The sequence below is a fragment of the Streptomyces sp. NPDC034084 genome (genome assembly GCF_055575535.1).
This window is the reverse complement of record NZ_JBVISK010000003.1, coordinates 131,176-156,706: the sequence shown is the minus strand read 5'-3', so window position 1 is coordinate 156,706 and position 25,531 is coordinate 131,176. Positions and strand designations below refer to the sequence as shown.

The 25,531-nt window shown below is 72.4% G+C and carries 21 protein-coding genes; 14 read left to right on the top strand and 7 right to left on the bottom strand.

The window, feature by feature from the left end:
* Positions 1-28 precede the first annotated feature (28 nt).
* Together ACZ51I_RS11730 and ACZ51I_RS11725 are read left to right on the top strand one after the other, a co-directional pair.
* Complete coding sequence (locus tag ACZ51I_RS11730) at positions 29-2,953, top strand: FAD-binding and (Fe-S)-binding domain-containing protein (protein ID WP_468874185.1); 2,925 nt, start codon at positions 29-31, stop codon at positions 2,951-2,953.
* Between the two features lie 240 nt (positions 2,954-3,193).
* Entirely contained in the window at positions 3,194-4,618 is a 1,425-nt protein-coding gene (locus ACZ51I_RS11725; RefSeq protein ID WP_468874183.1) for a Gfo/Idh/MocA family protein, read from the top strand.
* A gap of 55 nt (positions 4,619-4,673) precedes the next feature.
* On the opposite strand, the gene ACZ51I_RS11720 is transcribed toward ACZ51I_RS11725, so the two are convergent.
* Entirely contained in the window at positions 4,674-6,281 is a 1,608-nt protein-coding gene (locus ACZ51I_RS11720; protein WP_468874181.1) for a peptide-N4-asparagine amidase, read from the bottom strand.
* 194 nt (positions 6,282-6,475) lie between these two features.
* On the opposite strand from ACZ51I_RS11720, the gene ACZ51I_RS11715 reads away from it, so the two are divergent.
* Positions 6,476-8,281: an ABC transporter transmembrane domain-containing protein gene (locus tag ACZ51I_RS11715; RefSeq protein WP_468874179.1), complete on the top strand. Its 1,806-nt coding sequence runs from the start codon at positions 6,476-6,478 to the stop codon at positions 8,279-8,281.
* The gene (locus ACZ51I_RS11710; RefSeq protein WP_468874177.1) at positions 8,278-10,059 is read left to right on the top strand and encodes an ABC transporter ATP-binding protein; all 1,782 of its coding nucleotides are present in this window, start codon (positions 8,278-8,280) and stop codon (positions 10,057-10,059) included. Before ACZ51I_RS11715 ends, ACZ51I_RS11710 begins: the two co-directional genes overlap by 4 nt.
* A gap of 27 nt (positions 10,060-10,086) precedes the next feature.
* On the opposite strand, the gene ACZ51I_RS11705 is transcribed toward ACZ51I_RS11710, so the two are convergent.
* Positions 10,087-10,878, bottom strand: a complete 792-nt coding sequence (locus tag ACZ51I_RS11705) for a metal-dependent hydrolase (RefSeq protein WP_468874175.1) — start codon at positions 10,876-10,878, stop codon at positions 10,087-10,089.
* Positions 10,879-10,964: 86 nt separating this feature from the next.
* Between ACZ51I_RS11705 and ACZ51I_RS11700 the strand changes: the two genes are divergently transcribed.
* A complete protein-coding gene (locus ACZ51I_RS11700; RefSeq protein ID WP_468874173.1) occupies positions 10,965-13,523 on the top strand; it encodes a DEAD/DEAH box helicase in 2,559 nt (852 codons plus the stop codon).
* Positions 13,524-13,535: 12 nt separating this feature from the next.
* Positions 13,536-14,399, top strand: coding sequence for an acyl-CoA thioesterase (locus ACZ51I_RS11695; protein ID WP_468874171.1), 864 nt, complete (start codon positions 13,536-13,538; stop codon positions 14,397-14,399).
* A 9-nt stretch (positions 14,400-14,408) separates the two neighbouring features.
* Here ACZ51I_RS11695 and ACZ51I_RS11690 read toward each other — a convergent pair whose 3' ends face one another.
* Positions 14,409-15,479, bottom strand: coding sequence for an RNA ligase (ATP) (locus tag ACZ51I_RS11690; RefSeq protein WP_468874169.1), 1,071 nt, complete (start codon positions 15,477-15,479; stop codon positions 14,409-14,411).
* A 111-nt stretch (positions 15,480-15,590) separates the two neighbouring features.
* Complete coding sequence (locus ACZ51I_RS11685) at positions 15,591-15,815, bottom strand: DUF6011 domain-containing protein (protein WP_468874167.1); 225 nt, start codon at positions 15,813-15,815, stop codon at positions 15,591-15,593.
* Between the two features lie 36 nt (positions 15,816-15,851).
* On the opposite strand from ACZ51I_RS11685, the gene ACZ51I_RS11680 reads away from it, so the two are divergent.
* Positions 15,852-16,334, top strand: a complete 483-nt coding sequence (locus ACZ51I_RS11680; protein WP_468874165.1) for a glutathione peroxidase — start codon at positions 15,852-15,854, stop codon at positions 16,332-16,334.
* Positions 16,327-17,094, top strand: a complete 768-nt coding sequence (locus ACZ51I_RS11675; RefSeq protein ID WP_468874162.1) for a putative protein N(5)-glutamine methyltransferase — start codon at positions 16,327-16,329, stop codon at positions 17,092-17,094. Before ACZ51I_RS11680 ends, ACZ51I_RS11675 begins: the two co-directional genes overlap by 8 nt.
* 39 nt (positions 17,095-17,133) lie before the next feature.
* Here ACZ51I_RS11675 and ACZ51I_RS11670 read toward each other — a convergent pair whose 3' ends face one another.
* Positions 17,134-18,501 (bottom strand): cytochrome P450, encoded by a 1,368-nt coding sequence (locus ACZ51I_RS11670; protein ID WP_468874160.1) that lies wholly within the window; start codon positions 18,499-18,501, stop codon positions 17,134-17,136.
* A gap of 142 nt (positions 18,502-18,643) precedes the next feature.
* On the opposite strand from ACZ51I_RS11670, the gene ACZ51I_RS11665 reads away from it, so the two are divergent.
* Together ACZ51I_RS11665 and ACZ51I_RS11660 are read left to right on the top strand one after the other, a co-directional pair.
* Entirely contained in the window at positions 18,644-19,111 is a 468-nt protein-coding gene (locus ACZ51I_RS11665; RefSeq protein ID WP_468874158.1) for a VOC family protein, read from the top strand.
* A gap of 78 nt (positions 19,112-19,189) precedes the next feature.
* Positions 19,190-19,375 (top strand): hypothetical protein, encoded by a 186-nt coding sequence (locus ACZ51I_RS11660; RefSeq protein WP_468874155.1) that lies wholly within the window; start codon positions 19,190-19,192, stop codon positions 19,373-19,375.
* Positions 19,376-19,567: 192 nt separating this feature from the next.
* Here the strand turns inward: ACZ51I_RS11660 and ACZ51I_RS11655 are convergent, their stop codons facing one another.
* Positions 19,568-20,782: an acyl-CoA dehydrogenase family protein gene (locus ACZ51I_RS11655; protein WP_468874152.1), complete on the bottom strand. Its 1,215-nt coding sequence runs from the start codon at positions 20,780-20,782 to the stop codon at positions 19,568-19,570.
* Positions 20,783-20,943: 161 nt separating this feature from the next.
* Here ACZ51I_RS11655 and ACZ51I_RS11650 point away from each other — a divergent pair, with 161 nt between their 5' ends.
* On the top strand, positions 20,944-21,591 hold the full coding sequence (locus ACZ51I_RS11650; protein ID WP_468874149.1) for a TetR/AcrR family transcriptional regulator: 648 nt from the start codon (positions 20,944-20,946) through the stop codon (positions 21,589-21,591).
* Between the two features lie 13 nt (positions 21,592-21,604).
* Here ACZ51I_RS11650 and def read toward each other — a convergent pair whose 3' ends face one another.
* Positions 21,605-22,165 carry a peptide deformylase gene (gene def, locus ACZ51I_RS11645; protein ID WP_468874147.1) on the bottom strand — a complete coding sequence of 187 codons (561 nt, stop codon included), beginning with the start codon at positions 22,163-22,165 and terminating at the stop codon, positions 21,605-21,607.
* A gap of 125 nt (positions 22,166-22,290) precedes the next feature.
* On the opposite strand from def, the gene ACZ51I_RS11640 reads away from it, so the two are divergent.
* The 3 genes from ACZ51I_RS11640 to ACZ51I_RS11630 all read left to right on the top strand — a co-directional run bounded on the left by ACZ51I_RS11640 (position 22,291) and on the right by ACZ51I_RS11630 (position 25,470).
* Positions 22,291-23,538, top strand: coding sequence for a MurT ligase domain-containing protein (locus ACZ51I_RS11640; RefSeq protein WP_468874145.1), 1,248 nt, complete (start codon positions 22,291-22,293; stop codon positions 23,536-23,538).
* 19 nt (positions 23,539-23,557) lie between these two features.
* The gene (locus ACZ51I_RS11635) at positions 23,558-24,286 is read left to right on the top strand and encodes a type 1 glutamine amidotransferase (protein WP_468874144.1); all 729 of its coding nucleotides are present in this window, start codon (positions 23,558-23,560) and stop codon (positions 24,284-24,286) included.
* Positions 24,287-24,444: 158 nt separating this feature from the next.
* Positions 24,445-25,470 carry a 6-phosphofructokinase gene (locus ACZ51I_RS11630; RefSeq protein ID WP_468874141.1) on the top strand — a complete coding sequence of 342 codons (1,026 nt, stop codon included), beginning with the start codon at positions 24,445-24,447 and terminating at the stop codon, positions 25,468-25,470.
* Positions 25,471-25,531: the final 61 nt, after the last annotated feature.

Sequence of the window (25,531 nt, the reverse complement as noted above, 5' to 3'; positions counted from 1 at the left end):
CGGGGACGCGCCGAAGGGGAGCCGTGACATGCCGTTGTTCGAGCCGAACCCGCGGGCCCTCCGTTCCGGTGCGAAGCGGACCCCCGCCCCGGACCGCGTGCCGGAGCTCCGGGCCCGGGGCACTCCGCGCCGGCTGCGCGAGGAGCTCACCGAGCTCCTCGGGCCCGGGAAGGTTTTGTCGAAGATCTCCGACCTGGTGCGGTACGCCTCGGACGCGAGCCCGTACCGCTTCGTCCCGCAGGTCGTCGTGGTCGCCGAGGACATCGACGACATCTCCGCCGTCCTGTCGTACGCCCACGGCAAGGGCCGCGAGGTCGTCTTCCGGGCCGCGGGGACCAGTCTCAACGGACAGGCGCAGGGCGAGGACATCCTCGTCGACGTGCGCCGCCACTGGGTGGGCGTCGAGGTCCTGGACGGGGGAGCCCGCGCGCGGATCCGGCCCGGCACCACCGTGGTGCGGGCCAACGCCGCGCTCGCTCCGCACGGCCGGGTCCTGGGGCCCGATCCGGCCAGCGCGATCGCCTGCACGGTCGGCGGGGTGGTCGCCAACAACGCCTCGGGCATGACGGCCGGCACGACCCGTAACTCCTACCGGACCGTCTCCTCCCTCACCGTGGTGCTGCCGAGCGGGACCGTGGTCGACACGGCCGCCCCGGACGCCGACGAGGAGCTCGCGCGCGCCGAGCCGAGGCTGTGCGCGGAGCTGATGGGCCTGAAGGCGGAGATCGAGGCGGACGCCGAGCTGACCGCCCGGATCCGCGCCAAGCACGCCATCAAGAACACCAACGGCTACCGGCTCGACGCCTTCCTCGACGGCGACACCCCGGTGCGGATCCTGCGCGGTCTGATGGTCGGCTCCGAGGGCACCCTCGGTTTCCTCTCCGAGGTCGTCTTCGACACCCTGCCACTGGACCGCGAGGTGTCCACGGCCCTGCTCTTCTTCCCCTCGCTGCCGGCCGCCGCCGCGGCCGTGCCGCTGTTCGACGGGGCCGGGGCGCTCGCCGTCGAGCTGATGGACGGCAACACACTGCGGGCCTCGGTGAGCGTGGCGGGCGTGCCCGCCGACTGGGCGGAGCTGCCGAGGGAGGCGGCGGCGCTCCTGGTCGAGTTCCGGGCCCCGGACACACCGGCCCTCGATGCGTACGAGCGGGCGGCGGCGGCGGTGCTCGCCGGCCTGGACCTGGTCGCCCCGGTGGCCTCCGTGGAGAACGCCTTCACCCGCGACCCCCGGCGGATCTCCGGCTACTGGAGGGCCCGCAAGGCCTTCGTGGCGGCGGTCGGCGCCTCCCGCCCCTCCGGTACGACCCTGATCACCGAGGACTTCGCGGTGCCGCCGGCCCGGCTCGCGGAGGCCTGCGAGGCGCTGCTCGACCTCCAGGCCCGGCACGGCTTCGACGCGGCCGTGGCGGGCCACGCGGCTCACGGGAACCTCCACTTCCTGCTCGCCTTCGACGCGGCCGACCCCTCGGACCTCGAGCGGTACGCGGCCTTCATGGACGAGTTCTGCAAGCTCACCGTGGAGCGCTTCGACGGCTCGCTGAAGGCGGAGCACGCCACCGGCCGGAACATCGCCCCCTTCCTGGAGCTTGAGTGGGGGACGCGGGCGACCGATCTGATGTGGCGGGTCAAGGAGGCCGTCGACCCTGCCGGCGTGCTCGCCCCCCGGATCGTCCTGGACCGCGACCCGCAGGCCCATCTGCGGGGCCTGAAGACGATCCCGTCCGTGGAGCGGATCGCCGACCCCTGCATCGAGTGCGGCTTCTGTGAACCGACCTGCCCCAGCCATGACCTGACGACCACTCCGCGCCAGCGGATCGTGCTGCGCCGGGAGATGATGCGCCAGCCCGACGGCTCGCCCGTCGAGGCCCGGCTCCTGGAGTCGTACGGCTACGACGCCGTCGACACCTGCGCCGGCGACTCCACCTGCAAGCTGGCCTGCCCGGTCGGGATCGACACGGGGGCGCTCATGAGGGAGTTCCGGCACGAGCGGCACTCGACGCGGGAGGAGCGGATCGCCGCGCTGACCGCGAAGAACTTCCGCGCCGTGGAGACCTCCGCGCGGCTCGCGGTCGCCGCCGCCGACCGGATCGGCGGCCGGGTCCTGGAACCGCTGACGGGCCTCGCCCGCAAAGCCGTCCGCCCCGAGCTCGTACCGGAGTGGCTGCCGGAGCTCCCCGGTGCGGCGGCGCGGTGGCTTCCGCGCACCCACCGTCCGGCGGCGGTCGCCGTCTACTACCCGGCCTGTGTGAACCGGATCTTCGGCGGTCCGGACGGTGGGCACGGGCCCTCGCTCCCGGAGGCCGTGGTCACGGTGTCCGCGCGGGCCGGGCGCCCGGTGTGGATCCCGGACGACGTGGCCGGAACGTGCTGCGCGACGATCTGGCACTCCAAGGGGTACGAGCGGGGCAACGAGGTGATGGCGAACCGGATCGTCGAGGCCGCCTGGGGGTGGACGGCGGGCGGGAAGCTGCCACTGGTGGTGGACGCCTCCTCGTGCGCCCTCGGGATCGCGCACGAGGTCGTGCCGTACCTGACGGAGGAGAACCGGGCCCTGCACGCGGAACTGACGGTGGTGGACTCTCCGGTGTGGGCGGCGGACGAGCTGCTCCCCCGGTTGGAGGTGCGGCGCCGCGTCGCCTCGGCCGTGGTCCACCCGACCTGTTCGATGCGGCACCTGGGCGACGAGGAGAAGCTCACGGTGCTCGCCGGGGCCTGCGCGGAGGAGGTCGTCGTCCCCGCCGACGCGGGCTGCTGCGCCTTCGCCGGCGACCGGGGCATGCTGCACCCCGAGCTGACGGCCTCGGCGACGGCCCGTGAGGCGGCCGAGGTGACGGCCCGGCCGTTCGACGCGCACCTCTCGGCCAACCGGATGTGCGAGATCGGGATGGACCGGGCGACGGGCCGGAGCTATGGATCGGTGCTCCTCGCCCTGGAGCGTGCCACGCGACCCTGACAGCGTGTCAGCCGCCGCGTTCCCGGGCGGAAAGGACCCCTCACCCCGTGCGGTGAGGGGTCCTTCATATGTTCGAGTGATCACCGGCGGGCGGTGCCGCTCGACGGGGAAAGCGGAACAGTAAAGTCCAACCACCCGTCGCAAGAGTCCTATCGGCGCCCTTGCGCACCATCGGCCACCGGGGCCAGGGTCCTGTGCGGGCTCCATGAAACAACCGTGCACACCGCTCCGGGAGGTTCCATGAACGAGCAGACACCGCGCACCCCCAGCCGCCGCAAGGTCCTCCGGACAACCGCGGGAGCGGCCGGAGCAGGGCTCGGCATCGCCGCCGCGGGCGCCGGGCAGACCGCGCGGGCCGCCACCGGATCCGCTTCCGCCGCCGCGCCGGAGGCGGCGGCCGCGGCCGTGCCCAAGCGCCGGGGCGCCACCATGGCCGGAGTCCCCTTCGAAGGCCGTTCCACGGTCCGGATCGGCATCGTCGGCCTGGGCAACCGCGGCGCGAGCATGATCGGCAACTTCCTCTCCCTCCCCTGGGTCCGGGTGGTCGCCCTCTGCGACCCGGTGCGCGAGAAGGCCGAACGGGCCGCGGCGGCCGTCGTCGCCGCCGGACAGCCGGCTCCCGCCCTGTACACCCACGGCGAGGACGACTACGAGAACCTCGGTACCCGCACCGACCTCGACTTCGTGTACGTGGCGACCCCCTGGGAGACCCACTTCGCGATCGCCAGGTCGGTGATGCTGAACGGCAAGCACGTCGGCGTGGAGTGTCCGGTCGCGATGGAGCTCGCCGAGCTGTGGGAGCTGGTCGACCTGTCGGAGCAGACCCGCCGCCACTGCATGCAGCTGGAGAACTGCTGCTACGGGCGGAACGAGATGCGGGTGCTGCGCATGGCGCACGCCGGCAGGTTCGGGGAGCTGCTGCACGGCGCGGGGGCGTACAACCACGACCTGCGCGGCCTGATGTTCTCGCCGACGTACTACGAGGGGCCCTGGCGCCGGCTGTGGCACACGCGCCTGCGCGGGGACCTCTACCCGAACCACGGTTTCGGACCGGTCGCCAACTACATGGACGTCAACCGCGGCGACCGGGTGGTCAGCATCAGCAGTTTCGGCACTCCGGCGCTCGGGCTCGCCGAGTACCGCGCGGCGCACATGCCGCCGGGCGACCCGAGCTGGAAGGAGACGTACGTCGAGAGCGACCGGACGATCAGCATGGTCAAGACGGCCAAGGGCCGGCTGATCCGCCTGGAGCACGACGTCTCCACCCCGCACCCGTACAGCAGGATCAACAGCCTGGGCGGGACGCGGGGCGTCTTCGAGGACTACCCGGCCCGGATCTACCTGGAGCCGGACCACAAGGACGACCAGTGGGGGGACTTCTCCGCGTACGCGGCCGAGTTCGACCACTGGCTGTGGAAGGAGCACGCCAACCCGCCGGGCGGCCACGGCGGCATGGACTACATCATGGTCTACCGCCTGATGCAGTGCCTCCAGCGCGGTCTTCCGCCGGACTTCGACGTGTACGACGCCGCCACCTGGACGGCTCCGGTGCCGCTGAGCCACGCCTCGATCAAGGCGAACGGGGCTCCGCAGGAGATCCCCGACTTCACGCGCGGCGAATGGCGCACGGCCCGCTCGGGCGTGGACTCGGTGAAGCCCGCCTGATCTCTCGGGCACGGTGCCCGGCCCGGCTCTTCCGAGCGGGCCGGGCCCGGCCGGTTCAGCAGCGCCGCAGGTCCTGGGTGACCGTGCCCTGGACGGCCATCAGGCTCCGGTCGTAGCAGCCGGCGGAGCCGTACAGCCGGTAACGCTCGTTCGTGGTGCCGACCGCGTGCCGCTGGTCGCGCGGGACACCGGTGGTGTACGTGGCGTCCCCGGCGTACGTGTCGTCGAGACGCGACCAGGACAGCCGCCGCCCGTCTCGGAGGACGACCGTGTCGGCGCGGTCCCCGAGCGTGAGGACGGTGCGCAGCCGGTCACCGGCACCGATCGTCGTCTCGCCGTCCATGGTGTACGAGCGGTCGGCGCGGGTGACGGTCCGGCCGCTGGTCACGGTCTCCCGGTCGGTCCAGCGCGCGGTGAGCGCGTCCGGGTTCTCGTCCTGGCCCCAGCGGTGGACGGACGCGCTGGTGACCGTACGGCTGACGGTGGTGTCGACCCGGCCGTGCGAGGTGTTCAGGTGGCCGGCGACGGTGAGCCGGTGGCTCGCCTCCGTGTCGACCCGCTGCGGCGAACCCGCCGTGTACACCGAGGAGTTGCGCGAGGCGCCCTCCTCGTGGCGGTCGAGGCCGCCGGTGACGACCCGGCTTCCCCCGTCCTGCCACAGCAGCACGTTGGCCGGGGTGGACCAGCCGGCGAGCCCGGCGGGCACCCCGGCGACGGTGACCTCCACGCGGTGGGCGTTCCCGTCGTTGAGGAGGGCGGCGAACGGCGTCAGGTCGTAGACGATCGGCTGGACGTCGAAGGCGCGCGGCCCGGGGGTGACGTACCAGAGGAACGGGTTGGACCAGCCACCCGTCCAGACGGTGGGGAAGGGCGCGGCGATGCCCGCGAGCCGGCCGTCGACGGAGACGCGTACCTCGCGGTGGGGCCCGTCGGTCGCCCGGCAGGAGTAGGGGGCGGTGTCCGGGACGGAGAGGTACCAGTACTCCTCGCAGCCGCCGCCCGAGCCGGTGGCGTACACCTCGGCGAGGACGCGTTCGGTGTTGCGCGGGGTGGTGAGGGTGGCGCCGGTGAGGGGGACGACCCGGTCGGGGGTGCCGGCGGCGGGCTTCACCCGGCCCTCGGCGGTGTGGAAGGTGAGGGTGACCCGGACGTCGATGACACCGGTGTACGTCTCGTTCACGACATTGCCGATGAGCATCTCGACGGGCTGCGGCCGGCTGAGGGTGTCGCGGTAGCGGGTGACGTCCTTCTCGACCGACCAGGCGATGCCGTCGGGCGAGGGCTGGGGCGTGGAGGTGCGGAAGATCTCGACGCCGCCGACGGAGAGGTGGCCGAGCCGGTCGTACTGACGGCCCTTCACCTTTCCTTCCAGGCGCAGGACGACCTTGTTCCAGCGGGTGCCGCACTGCTTCGGCGGGGAGTAACTCCCTTGGTAGGGCGTGAAGTCGCGGAACCGGGCGGTGGCGAGGGTGACCTCGCAGCTACGGGTGCCGGGGGTGTCGACGGGCGGGGCTGCGGTGATCGGATCGTGCCAGTCGCTGGTGAACTCGGCGGAGGGCGTCGGGCCGTTCGGACCGTCGGCGGCGGCCGGGTGGGCGGTGAACAGCGCTCCGGCGGCGAGCACCAGACCGCCGATCACGCTCGTGATCTTGAGTGATCTCATGGGGCGGAAGTGAAGCGCGGTCCTCGGGCGCGGTCCAGAGGACGATGAGCGGACATGGCGCGATCTGTTCCCCCCTTGCGGAAAATCGATTGCCGCTTCCTGGCGGGGAAAGCGAGGCTTGCACGGTTTCCACACCGCCGTCGCACACCTCCGGCGCGCGATCCCCCAGACAGACCCGGAGATCCTGGGACGCCATGCAGATTCGAGACCTTCCCTACGCCGACCCGGGGGTGCCCGATGTCCGCTCGGGCACCCGGTTCCTCCTGTGGCTCGGTCGCCAACAGCTCGGCGGTCAGGTGAAGTCCCTGCTCTGGGGGCTGCTGCACCACCTGGGCATCGCCGGTCTGCCGCTGGCCGTCGGCCTCGCCGTCCAGGCGGTCGTGGACCGCGACGGCGGACGGCTCGCGCTCGCCGGGGTGCTGCTCGTGGCCCTCGGGGCCGCGATCGCGGCCGGTGACGTGATGCTCCACCGCACCGCCGTCACCAACTGGATCACCGCGGCCGCCCGCGTGCAGCAGCTCCTCTCCCGCAAGACCGCCGAGCTGGGTTCGGTCCTGACCCGGCGGGTCGCCGCGGGCGAGGTCGTCGCCGTCTCCACCGGCGACGTCGAGAAGATCGGCTGGTTCGTCGAGGCGCTGTCCCGGTTCGCCGCGGCCGCCGTCACCCTGGTGATCATCTGCGTGGGCCTCGTCGTCTACCAGCCGGCGCTCGGCGTCGTGGTGGCCGTCGGCGTCCCGGTCCTCGCCCTCGCCGTACTGCCGCTCCTCCCCCGCGCGACCCGGCGGGCCGACGTCCAGCGCGAGAAGGCGGGAAAGGCCACCGAGCTCGCCTCCGACACGGTCGCCGGCCTCCGGGTGCTGCGCGGCATCGGCGGCGAGGAGCTGTTCCTCGGCCGCTACCGCGCCGCCTCCCAGGAGGTCCGCGGGGCCGCCGTGCACAGCGCGCGGATGTGGGCGCTGATCGCCGCGATCCAGGTCGCGCTGCCGGGTCTGCTGCTGATCGCCGTGGTGGCGTACGGCACGCGGCTGGCGCTCGACGGGCGGATCGAGGTCGGCGAGCTGGTCACGGTCTACAGCGCCGTGGCCCTCACCCATCACGCTCTGCGGAACTTCGAGGAGATCGCGATGGCGTACTCCTTCTCACGGCCGTCCGCGAAGCGGGCCGCCCGGGTCCTCGCCCTGGCCCGCACGACGACCACGGTCGCCGAGGCCCGGGAGATCGAGCCCGGCGGCGATCTGTACGACCCGCTGACCGGGCTGCGGGCTCCCGCCGGGCTGTTCACGGCCGTGGTCTGCGGCGATCCCGACGTGGCCGGGCGGCTCGCGGACCGGCTCGGCGGCCACCCGGCCGAACCGGACGCCGGCCACACCTCGGTGCTCCTCGGCGGAGTGCCGCTCGACGAACTGCCGCTGGAGACCGCTCGTACCCTCGTCCTCGTCCAGGACAAGGACCCGGTCCTGCTCTCGGGCACCCTCCGCGAGCTGCTCGACGTGCCCGCCTCGGGCGCCGTCCGCGCGGAGGAGGCGCTCGCCGCCGCCCGGTGCGACGACGTCCTCGACGCGCTCGCGCAGGCCTCGGTCGGCACCGGCGGCGATCCGATGCGCACCCGCATCACCGAACGGGGCCGTTCGCTCTCCGGCGGCCAGCGCCAGCGGCTCGCGCTCGCCCGGTCCCTGGTCGCCGACCCGGACGTCCTCGTCCTCGACGAGCCGACGTCCGCGGTCGACGCGCACACCGAGGCCGCCGTCGCCACCGGGATCCGGGAGCTGCGGGAGAACAGGACCACCGTGGTCCTCGCCTCCTCCCCGCTCCTCCTGGACCGGGCCGACCGGGTCGTCCTGGTCCACGAGGGCCAGGCGGTCGCCGTCGGCACCCACCGCGAGCTGCTCACCGGGGAGCCCCGCTACCGCGCGGTCGTCACCCGGGAGACCGACGAGGAGCTCACCACGGCCGCCGGCCTCGTCGGCGAACTCGAAGCACTGGAAGGGGAATCGGCATGATCGGCCTGGCGCCGCCGGAGTACGACCCGGCCGCCCCGACGACGGCGACGACGCTGCCCGTCGCCGGGACCTCCACCGTCCGCTCCTACGTCCGCGAGCTGCTGAGCCGCCACCGCCGGGCGTTCGCGCTGCTCATCGGGGTGAACGCGGTCGCCGTGATCGCCTCGATGGCCGGCCCCTACCTGCTCGGTTCGGTGGTGGACGGCCTCGCGGAGGGGGCCCGCGACCTCCATCTGGAGCGTACGGTCGCGCTGTTCGCCGTCTCGCTGCTCGTCCAGACCGTCTTCGTGCGGCTCGTCCGGCTGCGCGGCGCGATGCTCGGCGAGGAGATGCTCGCGGACCTGCGCGAGGACTTCCTCGTCCGCGCGGTGGGCCTGCCGCCGGGCGTGCTGGAGCGGGCCGGGACGGGCGACCTGCTCTCCCGGATCACCACGGACGTCGACCGGCTCGCCAACGCGATGCGCGAGGCCGTGCCCCAGCTGGCCATCGGCGTCGTCTGGGCGGGGCTGCTGCTCGGCGGCCTGGCGGTCACCGCGCCGCCGCTCGCGCTCGCCGCGCTGCTCGCCGCCCCGCTGCTCGTCGTCGGCACCCGGTGGTACTTCAAGCGCGCGCCGTCCGCGTACCGCTCGGAGTCCGCGGGGTACGCGGCGGTGGCCGGCGCGCTCGCCGAGACGGTCGACGCGGGCCGCACGGTCGAGGCGCACCGCCTGGGCGCGCGCCGGATCGCGCTCTCGGACCGGCGGATCTCGGAGTGGGTGGCATGGGAGCGGTACACACTGTTCCTGCGCTCGGTGCTCTTCCCCGTCATCAACCTCACCCATACGACGGTGCTGTGCGCGGTCCTGCTGCTGGGCGGGGTGTTCGCGCTCCGGGGCTGGATCGACGTGGGGCAGCTGACGACCGGGGCGCTCCTGTCGCAGATGCTGGTGGACCCGATCGGGATCGTGCTCCGCTGGTACGACGAACTCCAGGTGGCGCAGGTGTCGCTGGCCCGGCTGGTCGGCGTCCGGGACATCGAGCCGGAGGCGGGCGACCGGGAGGTGCGGCCCGAGGGCCGGGCGTTGCGGGCGGACGAGGTCCGGTTCGGTTACCGCGAGGGCGTGGACGTGCTGCACGAGGTGTCCCTGAGGGTGGCACCCGGCACCCGGCTCGCCCTGGTCGGCCCGTCCGGCGCGGGCAAGTCCACCCTGGGCCGGCTGCTCGCGGGGATCTACGCCCCGAGGACGGGCTCGGTCACCCTGGGCTCGGCCGAGCTGGCGCGCATGCCCGCCGAGCGGGTCCGCGAGCACGTGGCGCTGGTCAACCAGGAGCACCACGTGTTCGTGGGTTCCCTCCGCGACAACCTGCTCCTGGCCAGGACCGGGGCCACCGACCCCGAGCTGTGGGCCGCGCTCGCCGCGGTGGACGCGGAGGAGTGGGCCCGTGGCCTCGACGAGGGCCTGGACACCGAGGTCGGCTCGGGCGGCCGTTCGCCGACCCCCGCACAGGCCCAGCAGATCGCCCTGGCCCGCCTCGTCCTCGCGGACCCGCACACCCTGGTCCTCGACGAGGCGACCTCACTGCTCGACCCGCGCGCGGCCCGGCACCTGGAGCGCTCGCTGGGCCGGGTCCTGGACGGCCGTACGGTCGTGGCCATCGCGCACCGGCTGCACACGGCGCACGACGCCGACCTGATCGCGGTCGTCGAGGCGGGCCGGATCACCGAGCTCGGCAGCCACGACGAGCTGGTCGCGGCGGACGGCGCGTACGCGGCGCTGTGGCGGTCCTGGCACGGCTGATCGGTCCCACCGGAACCCGTCCTAGGCCTAGATGAAGCCGAGTGCCGAGGCTCCGCCGACGCCGCCGAGGAGCATGAAGGCGGGCATGAGGACCTTGAGCTCGACCCAGCTGCCGGCCCGGAAGCGCAGGCCCTTGGGCGGGCCGACCGGGTACCAGCGCTTGCGGCCGACGGGGATGGGCCAGAGGATCGGGCAGCCGGAGACGGTCAGCGCGTCGCCGATGTCGTGCACGAGGGCGCCGAGGACGATGGGCAGGCCCAGCCACAGGTACTCCTGGCCGGGCTCGGTGAAGAACCAGTCCGACCCGTTCCCGGGCTGGTCCAGGACGCCGGCGAGGATCCACGCGCTGGTGGCGCCGAGCAGCCAGACCAGGACGTCGCTGGACATCCGGGCGGCCCGCCACAGCAGTCCTTCCACGGCGAGGACCAGGTGCACGAAGAGGATCGCGAGCACGGCCCAGCGGCCGCCGGTGACCGCCGCGAAGGAGGCCCCGGCGCCGGTCAGGACCGCCCAGAGCCAGGTGTGGGTGAGCGTCCGGTGGCCGCCGGACCTGCGGGGGTCGGCGGGGGAGCGGGTCGCCTTGTAGACGGCGTACGACAGCTTGTCGACGATCTCGCAGAGGCCCCGGGAGATCGGCCCGAAGGCGCGCGAGATGGTCGCCGACTTGTGGTCGAGGTCCGGCGCGAGGGCGGCGCCCGCGCAGATGAGCGCGCCGACGACGAGAACCGGCCAGGGCATGGGCCGGTCGAAGGCGGCCGCGGCCGCTCCCACCCCCAGCCAGGCCGCAGCTCCGGACAGCGAGTGCGCCGGTCCCATCATCGTTGGCCCGCCCCGTTTCTCCCCTGCCGGCGCTCAGTTGACGACCGGTCGACGGACGAGCCTATCGCCCGTGATCATGACTGCTGATGGCCGGTTCCCTCATCCGAGCGGAATGCGGGCAAGATGGGGGCGTGACCCTTATCGATCAGCTGCCGCCGACCGCCGACCCCGACGCCCTCTTCGAGGCCTTCTCCTCCTGGGCCGAGGACCGGGGCATCACGCTCTACCCGGCTCAGGAAGAGGCGCTGATCGAGGTCGTCTCCGGGGCCAACGTGATCTTGTCCACGCCCACCGGCTCCGGAAAGTCTCTGGTCGCGGCGGCGGCCCACTTCACCGCTCTCGCCAACGACCAGGTGACCTTCTACACCGCGCCGATCAAGGCGCTGGTGTCGGAGAAGTTCTTCGACCTGTGCAAGCTCTTCGGCACCGAGAACGTCGGCATGCTGACCGGAGACGCCTCCGTGAACGCGGACGCCCCGGTGATCTGCTGCACTGCGGAGGTCCTCGCCTCGATCGCGCTGCGTGACGGCAAGTACGCCGACATCGGCCAGGTCGTCATGGACGAGTTCCACTTCTACGCCGAGCAGGACCGGGGCTGGGCCTGGCAGATCCCGCTGCTCGAACTCCCCCAGGCGCAGTTCGTCCTCATGTCGGCGACGCTCGGCGACGTGTCGATGTTCGAGAAGGACCTGACCCGGCGGACCGGGCGGCCGACCTCGGTGGTCCGCTCGGCGACCCGGCCGGTGCCGCTGTCGTACGAGTACCGGCTGACCCCCATCACGGACACCCTGACCGAGCTCCTGGAGACCAAGCAGGCGCCCGTCTACATCGTGCACTTCACGCAGGCGCAGGCCGTCGAGCGCGCGCAGTCGCTGATGAGCATCAACATGTGCACGCGCGAGGAGAAGGACAAGATCGCCGAGCTGATCGGCAACTTCCGCTTCACCACCAAGTTCGGCCAGAACCTCTCGCGGTATGTCCGCCACGGCATCGGCGTGCACCACGCGGGCATGCTGCCGAAGTACCGGCGGCTCGTGGAGAAGCTGGCCCAGGCCGGTCTCCTGAAGGTGATCTGCGGGACCGACACCCTCGGTGTCGGCGTGAACGTGCCGATCCGCACGGTGCTCTTCACCGCCCTCACCAAGTACGACGGCAACCGGGTGCGCACCCTGCGCGCCCGTGAGTTCCACCAGATCGCGGGCCGGGCGGGCCGGGCCGGCTTCGACACGGCCGGCCTCGTGGTGGCGCAGGCCCCCGAGCACGTCATCGAGAACGAGAAGGCGCTCGCGAAGGCCGGCGACGACCCGAAGAAGCGCCGCAAGGTGGTCCGCAAGAAGGCCCCCGAGGGCTTCGTCGCCTGGAGCGACACGACCTTCGAGAAGCTGATCGCCGCCGATCCGGAGCCGCTGACCTCCCGCTTCAAGGTCACCAACATCATGCTGCTCTCGGTGATCGCCCGCCCGGGCAACGCCTTCGAGGCGATGCGCAAGCTCCTGGAGGACAACCACGAGCCCCGCAAGGCGCAGCTGCGGCACATCCGCCGGGCCATCGCGATCTACCGCTCGCTGCTCGACGGCGGCGTGGTGGAGCAGCTGGACACCCCGGACGCCGAGGGCCGCACGATCCGGCTGACGGTCGACCTCCAGCAGGACTTCGCGCTCAATCAGCCGCTGTCGACGTTCGCGCTCGCCGCCTTCGACCTGCTGGACCCCGAGTCCCCCTCGTACGCCCTGGACATGGTGTCCGTCGTCGAGTCGACGCTCGACGACCCGCGCCAGATCCTCGCCGCCATGCAGAACAAGGCGCGCGGGGAGGCCGTCGGGCAGATGAAGGCGGACGGCGTCGAGTACGAGGAGCGGATGGAGCGGCTCCAGGACATCTCGTACCCGAAGCCGCTCGAGGAGCTGCTCTGGCACGCGTACGACGTGTACCGGAAGTCGCACCCCTGGGTCGGCGACCACCCGGTGTCGCCGAAGTCGATCATCCGTGACATGTACGAACGGGCCCTGACGTTCACCGAGTTCACCTCCTGGTACGAGCTGGCGCGGACCGAGGGCATCGTCCTGCGGTACCTGGCGAGCGCGTACAAGGCGCTGGACCACACGATCCCGGACGACCTGAAGACCGAGGACCTGGAGGACCTGATCGCCTGGCTGGGCGAGATGGTGCGCCAGGTGGACTCCTCGCTGCTCGACGAGTGGGAGCAGCTGGCGAACCCGGAGGTCCAGACGGCCGAGGAGGCCCAGGAGAAGGCCGACCTGGTCAAGCCGGTCACGGCGAACGCCCGCGCCTTCCGGGTCCTGGTGCGCAACGCCATGTTCCGGCGGGTGGAGCTGGCCGCGCTCGACAACGTGGACGCGCTGGGCGAGCTCGACGCCGAGTCCGGCTGGGACGCCGACGCGTGGGGCGAGGCGATGGACGCGTACTGGGACGAGTACGACGACCTGGGCACGGGTCCGGACGCGCGCGGTCCGAAGCTGCTCGCGATCGAGGAGGACGCGGCGCACGGCCTGTGGCGCGTCCGGCAGACCTTCGCCGACCCGAACGGCGACCATGACTGGGGCATCAGCGCGGAGGTGGACCTCGCGGCCTCCGACGAGGAGGGCCGCGCGGTGGTGCGTGTGACGTCCGTCGGACAGCTGTAGAGGAGTTCAGTGGTGACCAGTCCCGCCGAGAGGCTCGTGGATCTGCTCGACCTGGAGCAGATCGAGGTCAACATCTTCCGCGGGCGCAGCCCGCAGGAGTCGCTGCAACGGGTCTTCGGCGGTCAGGTCGCCGGGCAGGCCCTGGTGGCGGCCGGCCGCACCACGGAGGGCGACCGGCCGGTGCACTCGCTGCACGCGTACTTCCTGCGCCCGGGCCGGCCGGGGGTGCCGATCGTGTACGAGGTGGAGCGGGTCCGGGACGGGCGCTCGTTCACGACCCGCCGGGTCACGGCGGTGCAGCAGGGGCGGACGATCTTCAATCTGACGGCTTCCTTCCACAAGCCGGAGGAGGCCGGGTTCGAGCACCAGTTGCCGCCGCGGCACATGACGGACCCGGAGAGCCTGCCGAGGCTCGCGGACGAGATCCGCGACCACCTCGGGGCGCTGCCGGAGGCGCTGGAGCGGATGGCCCGCCGGCAGCCCTTCGACATCCGGTACGTGGACCGGCTGCGCTGGACCACGGAGGAGGTCAAGGGCGCGGACCCGCGGTCCGCGGTGTGGATGCGTGCCGTGGGGCCGCTGGGCGACGACCCGCTGGTCCACACCTGCGCCCTGACCTACGCCTCGGACATGACGCTCCTGGACGCGGTGCGGATCCCGGTCGAGCCGCTGTGGGGCCCGCGGGGTTTCGACATGGCGTCCCTGGACCACGCGATGTGGTTCCACCGGCCGTTCCGGGCGGACGAGTGGTTCCTGTACGACCAGGAGTCGCCGATCGCCACGGGCGGCCGGGGACTCGCGCGGGGCCGGATCTACGACCGCGAGGGCAGGCTGCTGGTGTCGGTGGTCCAGGAGGGCCTGTTCAGGAAGCTCTGACCTCCTGGGTCACTCGTACTCGGTGCCGCCCTTGCGGGTGAGGTAGGCCGGGCTGACCGCCTTGGCGATGGCCCGACCGCCGGTGACGGGGCTGTACCGCTCGGTCGCGGGCCGGATGACGACGCCCTCCCGCAGGTGCGTCTGCCGGCCGGAGACGCTCTCCCGGCCGCTGGCGTGCGCGAGGACGGTGTCGAGGTCGTACGGCCCGGAGTACAGCCGCGGTACGAGCGGAGCTTCACCGTCCTCCAGGACCTCCTCCGGGTCGAGCCAGCGGACCTGGCCGTCGATCTCGGCGGACACGTCGAAGAGGGCGTAGCCGACGGTCTCGGAGCGGGCGTCGGCACCGTAGGCGAGGTCCTGCACCCCGGAGCCGTACACCTCGCCGAAGAGTCCCACCCGGCGGGCGCCGAGGCGCTCGGCGAGCCGCTCGGCGACGGCGGCGAGCCCATGTCCGTGGACGGCGCGCCAGTACAGGTTGCGCGGGTCCTCCCGGAGGGCGAGCCCCTTCGCGCCGAAGCCCTTGGACGACACCTGCACGCGCCCCTCCCCGGCGTGGTACGTCAGCAGGCAGGCCGTGCCGTGGAGCTTCTCCGTCAGGACGACGGACTCGCCGGGCTCGAACACGTCCGGGTAGCGCTGGAGGTTCTCGATGTCGACCCAGGGCAGCAGGTCGGGCGCGGCCTCCACGTCCCCGTTCATCGTCGGCGGTATCGGCGGCACCCACTTGACGATCCCGAGCGTCTCCGCGAAGTCGGCCCCCTCGGCCGCCGCGCGCGCCAGGTCCACACCGGCGAGCGCGGCGGGCCGGCACACGATCCCCTGGGACAGCTCCCCGCGCAGGCGCACGGCCTTGACCCGGTCCGAGTTCCCTCCGGCGAGCCGGCCGGTCAGCCCCAGCTCCTCGACGAGCGCGAGCGGCAGCACGGCCTGCTCGGGGACGTAGACGGCGGCGTCGCCCGTCTTGTAGGCCCCCTTGGCGACGACGGCCCGATAGAGACCGACCTGGGCGAGCTCCAGGGCGTCGGCGTTCGGATGGGGATGGACGGTGAGGACTTCGGCGGTGACACGCAGGGTGGACATGGTTCAGGACTCCGCTGGCTCGGGTTTCGGTCTCATCGCGGCCCACTGTGGCCGACCCGAATTCCCGTGGGCGATCGATTTGCCGCCTGGTAGCGTCGCCCGGCTCGGGGCCTACGACTCGTCGTCCATGCCCGGGAGGGTGTCCTGGGTGACCTCGTGGCGGCGGGTGCGGATGGCCGGGGGCGAGGGGTGCAGTTTGGCGTCGCAGGTGGGGCCCAGGCCCGTGCGGCGGGAGCCGGCGCCGGTCAGGGGGCGGCCGCAGAGGCGGCAGAGCACCCGGCGCGGTCCTGCCTCCGCCGTGGAATCGATCGCGATTGCCAGTGGTTCGTCTCCCATGCTGAGATCAAACCCTATTCCGACGAGGAGCAGTCCATGAGCCTGTACGACATTCCGCTGAAGAGCCTGACCGGCGAGCCGGTCTCCCTGGCCGACTACCGCGACCGGGCCGTCCTGGTGGTGAACGTGGCCTCCAAGTGCGGGCTCACCCCGCAGTACGCGGGTCTGGAGCGGTTGCAGAAGGAGTACGGGGAGCGGGGATTCACCGTGCTCGGGGTGCCCTGCAACCAGTTCGCGGGGCAGGAGCCGGGCAGCGCGGAGGAGATCGCGACCTTCTGTTCGGCGACGTACGGGGTGTCCTTCCCGCTCCTGGAGAAGACGGACGTCAACGGCGACGGCCGCCACCCTCTCTACGCGGAGCTGGTGAAGGTCGCCGACGCCGAGGGCGAGGCGGGTGACGTGCAGTGGAACTTCGAGAAGTTCCTCATCGGCCGCGACGGCCGCGTCACCCGCTTCCGTCCGCGCACCGAGCCGGACGCCCCCGAGGTCGTGGCCGCGATCGAGGCGCAGCTTGTCTGACCCGGGAGTGGTCGAACGGCTGAGGGCCGCCGGGTGCGTCTTCGCCGAGGAGGAGGCGGAGATGCTGCTCGCGACCGCCGCCGGGCCCGCCGAGCTGGACGTGATGGTCGAGCGGCGGGCCTCGGGCCTGCCGCTGGAGCACGTCGTGGGCTGGGCCGGGTTCGCCGGGCTGCGGATCGAGGTCGACGGCGGGGTCTTCGTGCCCCGGCGGCGTACGGAGTTCCTCGTCGGCCAGGCGGTGGAGCTGGCCCGGCCGGGCGCCGTCTGTGTCGACCTGTGCTGCGGCTCCGGCGCGGCGGCCGCCGTGCTCCTCGCCGAGGTCGAGGGGGCGGAGGTGCACGCCTCGGACATCGAGCCGGCGGCGGTGCGCTGCGCCCGGCGGAACGTCGAGCCGCGCGGCGGCCGGGTGTACGAGGGGGACCTCTTCGCGCCGCTGCCGCGGGAACTGCGGGGCCGGGTCGGGGTGCTCGTCGCCAACGTGCCGTACGTACCGACCGAGGAGATCGGGCTGCTGCCGCCCGAGGCCCGCGACCACGAGCCGCTCGTCACGCTCGACGGCGGCGCGGACGGACTCGACGTGCTGCGGCTGGTCGCCGGCGAGGCCCCGGAGTGGCTGGCGCCGGGCGGCCATGTGCTGGTGGAGACGAGCGAGCGGCAGGCGGAGTCGGCCCTCGCGGTGATGTCCGCGGCCGGCCTGAGCCCGCGGGTCGTCACCTCCGATGAGTGGTGGGCGACGATCGTCGTCGCGACCCGGCCGTAGGAGACGCGGGGTGGCCCGGCCGGGCCACCCCGCTCCTCGTCAGCGCGGCAGCAGGCGGCAGCGGGCCGGGCCCGCCACCTGGAGGGTGATCGCGGAGCCGACGGGGACCTCGGTGTCGACGGCTTCGAAGCCGTACTTCTGGAGGATCATCGCGAGCGCGATCACCGACTCCAGCATCGAGAAGTGCTGGCCGATGCAGGCGCGGGGGCCGCCGCCGAAGGGGAACCAGGCGTACCGGGGCCGGGCCGCCTCCGCCTCGGGCGTGAAGCGGTCCGGGTCGAAGCGCTCCGCGTCCTCCCAGTAGGCGGGATGCCGGTGGGTCACCCAGGGGGCGACGATGACGTCCGCGCCCGCCGGGATGGTCACGCCGCCCACCTCGGTGGCGGCGACGGCGCGCCGCCCGATGACGGGGGCCGCGGGGAAGAGGCGCATGGCCTCCTTGAGGACCTGGGTGACGTACGGCAGCGCGTCGAGGTCGGCGGCGCCGGGCGTACGGCCGCCGAGGACCCGGTCCACCTCCTCGTGGGCCCGCTTCAGCACCTCGGGGTGGCGGCCGAGGAGGTGGAGGGCGAAGCCGAGGGAGGTGGCGGTGGTCTCGTGCCCGGCGAGCAGGAAGACGAGGACCTGCTCCCGCAGCTCGGTGGCGTCGAAGCTGCCGTCCTCGGCGCTCTCGGCCTCGACGAGCAGGGTGAGGAGGTCGTCGCCCCCGGTGGAGCCCCGGCCGGAGCCGCGCCGCTCGGCGATGATCCGGTCGCACACCTCGTACAGCGCCTGGTGGACGGCTGCGGCCTTGCGGTTGCCGGGGGTGGGCCAGTCGCGCGGGACCTTCAGCGGGGAGTAGCCGCGGCGCAGCACGTACGCGCCGAGTTCGGGGAAGCTGCGCTCCACGATCTCGACGGCCGTGTCGACATCGGTGCCGAAGAGGATGCGGGCGACCGCGCGCAGGGCGAGGCGGGTCATCTCCTGGTGGACGTCGACGGTCCGGGCGCCGCCGTCCTGCCACTCGCCGGTGAGGGTGGTGACCTCGGCGGCGACGGCCGAGGCGTAGCCGTCGACGCGGCGCTTGGTGAAGAGGGGCTGGACGAGCCGGCGCTGGCGCAGGTAGTCCTCGTCCTGGCTGGTGAGCAGGCCGTTGCCGAAGGACTCGCGGATCTCCCGGTAGAAGGCGTTGTCCTTGCGGAAGTTGGCCGACTCCCCGGCGAGGACCTGCTGGGCGCCCTCGGCGGAGAAGACGCCGTAGACGGTGGCGCGGATCCCGGGCGGCCCGGCGGTGATCTTCACGACGTCGCCGTGCTCGCGCTGAGCGCGCAGGAAGGTGCCCAGCGAGTCGCTCTTGAGGTCGAACATGGAGCCGAGCAGCGGAAGTCCCGCGAGTTCGGGCGCTTCGGTACCTGTGGTGATGGCCATGAACGGTTCCCCCTCGATCGTCACGTGCGGGCTGATTCTCCCGCAGGCGGTGACTCACCGGTAGGGATGGCCGAACAGCGGACCGGATCTGGCCGGTTGGCTCGAAAGAGCCACTGTCAGTGGTGTCTGGGAGGCTCGTGCCATGGAGCGACCCGAGCTGACGCTGCAACTGACCATCGACTGCGCCGACCCCCAGCGCCTGGTGCCGTTCTGGCTGGACGCCCTGCGCTACGTGCCCGACCCGCCACCGGCCGGCCACGCCACCTGGCGGGCGTACTGGGAGGCGATCGGGGTGCCGGAGGACGAGCTCGGCGAGGACGCCGGGGAGCTCCCGGAGTCCATCGTCGATCCGAAGGGCGTGGGCCCCCGGATCTGGTTCCAGCGCGTCCCGGAGCCCAAGACCGTCAAGAACCGTGTCCATCTCGACCTCAAGGTCGGCGGCGGCCGTGAGGCGCCCCTCGCCGTCCGCCGCGAGCGGGTGGACGGCGAGGTGGCCCGGCTGACGGCGCTCGGCGCGACCGTCCTGTACGCGATGGACGAGCCGAACGGCATGGACTATTACGCGGTGGTGCTCCAGGACCCGGAGGGCAACGAGTTCTGCGTCGTGTGACCGCCGTCGGAGCGGCGTGGCGGACCCCACGTCCGTCAGAGGCCGGGTCTGTCGGATCCAGCGCCTAGGGTGGACCTCATGTCCGAGACCCATCCGCACAGAGGAACCCCCGGCCCCACCGCTCTGAACGACGCGATCCGCACCCTGTGGGTACGCGCCGGAGAGGAGCGACGCCCGCTGACGGCGGACGAGCAGCGGATCTACCAGGTGCTCGTGGCCGCCTGGACCGAGGCGGTCCAGACGGGGCAGGAACTCGCCGCCTGAGCCACGGCCGCCACGAGATCGTGGCGAGTGTCACGGCTGCCACGAGACTGTGGCGAAGGGCACGCCCCGCCACACGTCGCGTGGCGAGTGTCACGGCCGCCACGAAGCTGTGGCGAAGGACACGGCCGCCGCGAGGTGCGTGGCGAGTGTCACCGCCACCCCGCGCCTCACGGCCCGTCGCTCCGCGGTCGGCTACTTCGCGATGGCCCGGCTGATGACCATGCGCTGGATCTCGCTCGTGCCCTCGAAGATCGTGTAGATGGCGGCGTCGCGGTGCATGCGCTCCACCGGGTACTCACGGGTGTAGCCGTTGCCCCCGAGGATCTGGATGGCCTGGGCGGTGACCTTCTTCGCGACCTCGCTCGCGTACAGCTTGGACATGGAGCCCTCGGCAGCGGTGAAGGGCTTGCCTGCGGTCGCCATCCAGGAGGCGCGCCAGACAAGGAGACGGGCGGCGTCGATCTGGGTGGCCATGTCGGCGAGCTGGAAGGCGACGCCCTGGTTCTCGATGATCGGGCGGCCGAACTGGACGCGGGTCCTGGCGTAGTCGAGGGCTACCTCGTACGCGGCGCGGGCGGTGCCGACGGCCATGGCGCCGACCGCCGGGCGGGAGGCCTCGAAGGTGGCCATGGCCGCGTTCTTCACACGCTCGCCGCCCGCCCTGGCCTTCTCCCGGGCGCGGGCGAGCCGCTCGTCCAGCTTGTCCTTGCCGCCGAGCAGGCAGGAGCCGGGGACACGGACGTCCTCCAGGACGACCTCGGCGGTGTGGGAGGCGCGGATGCCGTGCTTCTGGAACTTCTGGCCCTGCGAGAGGCCGGGGGTGTTCGGCGGCACGATGAAGGAGGCGTGGCCCTTGGAGCCGAGTTCGGCGTCGACGACGGCGACGACGACGTGGACGTTGGCGATGCCGCCGTTGGTCGCCCAGGTCTTGGTGCCGTTGAGCACCCACTCGTCCTTGGCCTCGTCGTACACGGCGCGGGTGCGCATGGAGGCGACGTCCGAGCCGGCGTCGGGCTCGGAGGAGCAGAAGGCGGCGACCTTGACGTCGGTCGCGTCGCCGTACATCTGCGGGACCCAGGTGCCGATCTGCTCCTCGGTGCCGTTGGCGAGGACGCCGACGGCGGCGAGGCCGGTGCCGACGATGGAGAGGGCGATGCCGGCGTCCCCCCAGAACAGCTCCTCCATCACCATCGGAATGCCGAGACCGGTCGGGTCGAAGAACTGCTGGGCGTAGAAATCGAGGGAGTAGATGCCGAGCTTGGCCGCTTCCTGGATGATCGGCCAGGGAGTCTCCTCACGCTCGTCCCACTCGGCGGCCGCGGGGCGCATCACATCGGCGGCGAAGCCGTGGAGCCAGTCGCGGACCTGCTTCTGGTCCTCGTTGAGTTCGAGCGTGAACTCGCCCATGTTCCCTCCAGCATCACGTTACTTGCGGTAACAGCAGTCTGTTACCGGTCGGTAGAGGCTGTCAACCTGCGGTGAAGCGGTTCGGCCCGGCCGACACCGGATCCCGGGCGGGTGTTACGTTGCGACAGCCTCACGAATCGCACGGGCGGGGAGATACGCACATGGACATCGCACACCGGGCCACCGACCAGCAGACGTCCGCCGAGCAGCGGCGCCGCGAGCTGCTGGAGGCGGCGGACCGCGTGGTGCTCCGGGACGGTCCCAAGGCGTCCATGAACGCGATCGCGGCCGAGGCCGGCATCACGAAGCCCATCCTCTACCGCCACTTCGGCGACAAGGGCGGTCTCTACCGCGCCCTCGCCACCCGGCACACGGACGCGCTCCTCGCCTCGCTCCGCGCCTCGCTCGACGCGCCCGCCGACCGGCGCAGCCGCGTCGAGGCCACCCTCGACACCTACCTGGCGTCCATCGAGGCGATGCCCCAGGTCTACCGCTTCCTCATGCACCCGGCGGAGGAGTCGCACCAGACCGAGCAGGGCTTCGACGTCGGCCGCCACTCGGCCCCGCTGCTCCGCCGCATGGGCGAGGAGCTCGGCCAGGTCATCGCCGAGCGCGTCGACCTGGGTCCGGCCGCCGAGGCCCAGGCCCGGATCTGGGGCCACGGCATCGTCGGCATGATGCACGCGGCCGGCGACTGGTGGCTCGGCGAGCGCCCCTGCTCCCGCGCGGACCTGGTCAAGAGTCTGGCCGACCTGCTGTGGGGCCGCCTGGCCGCGGCCGACGACCTGCCCGGCGGGCCGGGTTTCTAGGTTCCAGCGAACCTCAGGCCTCCAGGAGGGACGCACCGCTCCCCCACGGCTCCTTGCGGATCGCGCGCAGCAGGCGTGACTTGCGCCACCCCGTGACGTGGTCCGCGTAGACCCCGCCCTCCAGGTGGTCCGCCTCGTGCTGGAGGCAGCGCGCGAAGAAGCCGGTGCCCTCGATGCGTACCGGAGTGCCGTCCACCCGTACCCCCTCCACCACCGCGCGGTCGAAGCGGGGCGTCGGCGCCTCCAGACCCGGCAGGGAGAGGCAGCCCTCGGGGCCCCGGACCACGTCACCGTCCGCCTCCACCAGACGCGGGTTCACCACATGGCCCAGGTGGCGGTTCTCCTCGTCGTCGGGGCAGTCGTACACGAAGACCCGCAGGCCCACGCCGACCTGGTTCGCCGCCAGGCCCACGCCGTGCGCCGCGTACATCGTGGCGAACATGTCCTCGACGAGCCGGGCCAGTTCGGGGCCGAAGTCGGTGACGGGCGCGCAGGGGGCGTGCAGCACGGGCTCGCCGAGGAGCGTCATCGCTCGGACGAGGCCGGAACTGCCGGGGATGGGGCGGTTTCGCATGGCCGTAAGGGTACGGTCACTGTGACCTCCCTGTTTCGTGCGCCCGCTCGGCGGTGGGGCTGTTCGGGCTGCTGGCCGGATCTCGATAGGCTGAGCCCGGACCGACGCAAGGAGGAACAAGAACGATGTCAGGACACCCCGGTAATCCAGAGCCGCTGTCGCCGCGCGCCAAGCTGGCCGTGACGGCGGGCAAGGCCGCGGCCGCGGTGTCGCGTGCGGCGGGGCGCGGCAGCGGATCGGTGATCGGCGGCCGGGTGGCGCTGAAGCTCGACCCGGACCTGCTCGGTCGGCTCGCGCAGCATCTGGACGTCGTCCTGGTGTCGGCGACGAACGGCAAGACGACGACGACCCGGCTGATCGCGGAGGCCCTGCGCGCCGCCGGCCCCGTCGTCTCGAACGCCCTGGGCGCCAACATGCCCGCCGGCATCACCTCGGCGCTGGCCGGCGGCTCGGACTCCAAGTTCGGTGTCATCGAGGTCGACGAGAAGTACCTCGCCGGCGTCGCCAGGGACACCACGCCCAAGGCGATCGCGTTGCTCAACCTCTCCCGCGACCAGCTCGACCGCGCGGCCGAGACCCGGATGCTCGCCGAGAAGTGGCGCGAGGGTCTCAACGGCACCAAGGCCGTGGTCATCGCCAACGCGGACGACCCGCTCATCGTGTGGGCCGCCTCCTCCTCCCCCAACGTGGTGTGGGTCGCCGCCGGCCAGGAATGGAAGGACGACGCCTGGTCCTGCCCCGCCTGCGGCGGTGTGATGCAGCGTCCGGGCGACGACTGGTTCTGCGGCGAGTGCGGCTTCCGCCGCCCCGCGCCGAGCTGGGCGCTCAGCGGCGACCACGTGCTCGACCCGCACGGTTCGGCCTGGCCGATCCGCCTCCAGCTGCCGGGCCGCGCCAACAAGGCGAACGCCACCACCTCGGCCGCCGTCGCCGCGGTCTTCGGCGTGCCGCCGCAGGTGGCCCTGGAGCGCATGTACCAGGTGCAGGCCGTCGCCGGGCGCTATGACGTGGTCTCCTTCCAGAACCGCGACCTGCGTCTGCTCCTCGCGAAGAACCCGGCCGGCTGGCTCGAAACGTTTTCCCTCATCGACGGGCCGCCCGCCCCGGTGATCCTCTCGGTCAACGCGCGGGGCGCCGACGGCACGGACACCTCCTGGCTGTGGGACGTGGACTACGGCCGGCTCGCCGGCCACCCGATCATGGTGATCGGCGACCGGAAGCTGGACCTGGCGGTCCGCCTCGAGGTCGCGGGCGTGGAGTTCCGCGTCTGCGAGACGCTGGACGAGGCCGTCGCGATGGCCCCGCCCGGGCAGATCGAGCTGATCGCCAACTACACCGCCTTCCAGGACGTCCGCCGCCGCGTCGGCAACTGACCCGTAAAGGACTTGCAGCATGAGTGACAGCAGCCTGCGCCTGGTCTGGGTCTACCCGGACCTGCTCAGCACCTACGGCGACCAGGGCAACGTCCTCGTCGTCCAGCGCCGCGCCGAACAGCGCCGCCTCCACGTCGAGCGCGTCGACGTCCGCAGCGACCAGCCGGTCCCCACCTCGGGTGACATCTACCTGATCGGCGGCGGCGAGGACCGCCCGCAGCGGCTCGCGGCCGAGCGGCTGCGGCGGGACGGCGGCCTCAGCCGGGCCGCCTCCAACGGCGCGATCATCTTCTCGGTCTGCGCCGGATACCAGATCCTGGGCCACGAGTTCATCAACGACCTCGGCGAGCGCGAGGCCGGCCTCGGGCTCATCGACGTGATCTCGACCCGCGGCGAGGGCGCCCGCTGCGTCGGCGACGTCCTCGCGGACATCGACCCGCGCCTGGGCCTCCCCCAGCTGACCGGTTTCGAGAACCACCAGGGCATCACCCATCTCGGCCCCACGGCCCGGCCGTTCGCCCGGACCGTCTTCGGGAACGGCAACGGGACCGGCGACGGCACCGAGGGCGCGTACAACGACACCGTCTTCGGTACGTACATGCACGGCCCCGTCATGGCGCGGAACCCGCAGATCGCGGACCTGCTCCTGAAGCTGGCCCTCGACGTGAACGCGCTGCCGCCGACCGACGACCGCTGGTACGAGGCGCTGCGCGCCGAGCGCATCGCGGCGGCGACGCAGCCCGCCTGAGCCAGCCGGCGCGCCGCCGCCGGGCTCTCGTACGAACGTACGTTGTCCACTGTTCGGACATCCGGTTCGGCCCCGCCACCCTGCGGCGATAGGGTGGCGGGGATCCAGCCGGACGACGTGGTCCGGGAGTCGGCCCACGTTGCAAAGGTATTTGGGCTATGCGCATTGGCGTGCTCACCTCCGGCGGAGACTGCCCCGGTCTGAACGCTGTCATCCGGTCCGTCGTGCACCGCGCCGTCGTCGACCACGGCGACGAGGTCATCGGCTTCCACGACGGGTGGAAGGGTCTCCTGGAGTGCGACTACCGCAAGCTCGATCTCGACGCGGTGGGCGGAATCCTGGCCCGGGGCGGCACCATCCTCGGCTCCTCGCGGGTGCAGCCCGCGCACCTGGTCGGCGGCGTCGAGCGCGCCAAGGGCCATGTCGCCGACCTCGGTCTCGACGCCATCATCCCGATCGGCGGCGAGGGCACCCTCAAGGCGGCGAACCTGCTCTCCGAGGCGGGTCTCCCGATCGTCGGCGTCCCGAAGACGATCGACAACGACATCGCCTCCACCGACGTCACCTTCGGCTTCGACACGGCCGTGACCGTCGCCACCGAGGCCCTCGACCGGCTGAAGACCACCGCCGAGTCGCACCAGCGGGTCCTCGTCGTCGAGGTCATGGGCCGTCACACCGGATGGATAGCGCTGCACTCCGGCATGGCCGCCGGCGCGCACGCCGTGGTCGTCCCCGAGCGCCCCTTCGACATCGACGAGCTGACCCGGCGGGTCGGCGAGCGCTTCGAGGCCGGCAAGCGGTTCGCGATCGTGGTCGTCGCCGAGGGCGCGAAGCCGCGCGAGGGCTCGATGGACTTCAAGACCGCCGGGACCGACATCTACGGCCACGAGCGGTTCACCGGCATCGCCAACCAGCTCTCCGCCGAGCTGGAGCGGCGCCTGGGCAAGGAGGCCCGCCCGGTCATCCTCGGCCACGTCCAGCGCGGCGGGACCCCCACCGCGTACGACCGCGTCCTCGCGACCCGCTTCGGCTGGCACGCCGTCGAGGCGGCGCACCGCGGCGAGTTCGGCATGCTGACCGCGCTGCGCGGCACGGAGATCACGATGGTCCCGCTGGCCCAGGCCGTGGAGACCCTCAAGACGGTCCCGGCCGACCGGTACGCCGAGGCGGAGTGCGTGCTCTGACGGCTGACCGTACGTGACATCCGCCCCCGGTCGCCGTCGCGGCCGGGGGCGGTTCTAGTCT

Excerpts from the sequence above, each read along its gene's own strand:
- ACZ51I_RS11730 (WP_468874185.1), top strand. The coding sequence starts at position 29 with ATGCCGTTGTTCGAGCCGAACCCGCGGGCCCTCCGTTCCGGTGCGAAG.
- ACZ51I_RS11725 (WP_468874183.1), top strand. The coding sequence starts at position 3,194 with ATGAACGAGCAGACACCGCGCACCCCCAGCCGCCGCAAGGTCCTCCGG.
- ACZ51I_RS11720 (WP_468874181.1), bottom strand. The coding sequence starts at position 6,281 with ATGAGATCACTCAAGATCACGAGCGTGATCGGCGGTCTGGTGCTCGCC.
- ACZ51I_RS11715 (WP_468874179.1), top strand. The coding sequence starts at position 6,476 with ATGCAGATTCGAGACCTTCCCTACGCCGACCCGGGGGTGCCCGATGTC.
- ACZ51I_RS11710 (WP_468874177.1), top strand. The coding sequence starts at position 8,278 with ATGATCGGCCTGGCGCCGCCGGAGTACGACCCGGCCGCCCCGACGACG.
- ACZ51I_RS11705 (WP_468874175.1), bottom strand. The coding sequence starts at position 10,878 with ATGATGGGACCGGCGCACTCGCTGTCCGGAGCTGCGGCCTGGCTGGGG.
- ACZ51I_RS11700 (WP_468874173.1), top strand. The coding sequence starts at position 10,965 with ATGGCCGGTTCCCTCATCCGAGCGGAATGCGGGCAAGATGGGGGCGTG.
- ACZ51I_RS11690 (WP_468874169.1), bottom strand. The coding sequence starts at position 15,479 with ATGTCCACCCTGCGTGTCACCGCCGAAGTCCTCACCGTCCATCCCCAT.
- ACZ51I_RS11685 (WP_468874167.1), bottom strand. The coding sequence starts at position 15,815 with ATGGGAGACGAACCACTGGCAATCGCGATCGATTCCACGGCGGAGGCA.
- ACZ51I_RS11680 (WP_468874165.1), top strand. The coding sequence starts at position 15,852 with ATGAGCCTGTACGACATTCCGCTGAAGAGCCTGACCGGCGAGCCGGTC.
- ACZ51I_RS11670 (WP_468874160.1), bottom strand. The coding sequence starts at position 18,501 with ATGGCCATCACCACAGGTACCGAAGCGCCCGAACTCGCGGGACTTCCG.
- ACZ51I_RS11665 (WP_468874158.1), top strand. The coding sequence starts at position 18,644 with ATGGAGCGACCCGAGCTGACGCTGCAACTGACCATCGACTGCGCCGAC.
- ACZ51I_RS11660 (WP_468874155.1), top strand. The coding sequence starts at position 19,190 with ATGTCCGAGACCCATCCGCACAGAGGAACCCCCGGCCCCACCGCTCTG.
- ACZ51I_RS11655 (WP_468874152.1), bottom strand. The coding sequence starts at position 20,782 with ATGGGCGAGTTCACGCTCGAACTCAACGAGGACCAGAAGCAGGTCCGC.
- ACZ51I_RS11650 (WP_468874149.1), top strand. The coding sequence starts at position 20,944 with ATGGACATCGCACACCGGGCCACCGACCAGCAGACGTCCGCCGAGCAG.
- def (WP_468874147.1), bottom strand. The coding sequence starts at position 22,165 with ATGCGAAACCGCCCCATCCCCGGCAGTTCCGGCCTCGTCCGAGCGATG.
- ACZ51I_RS11640 (WP_468874145.1), top strand. The coding sequence starts at position 22,291 with ATGTCAGGACACCCCGGTAATCCAGAGCCGCTGTCGCCGCGCGCCAAG.
- ACZ51I_RS11635 (WP_468874144.1), top strand. The coding sequence starts at position 23,558 with ATGAGTGACAGCAGCCTGCGCCTGGTCTGGGTCTACCCGGACCTGCTC.
- ACZ51I_RS11630 (WP_468874141.1), top strand. The coding sequence starts at position 24,445 with ATGCGCATTGGCGTGCTCACCTCCGGCGGAGACTGCCCCGGTCTGAAC.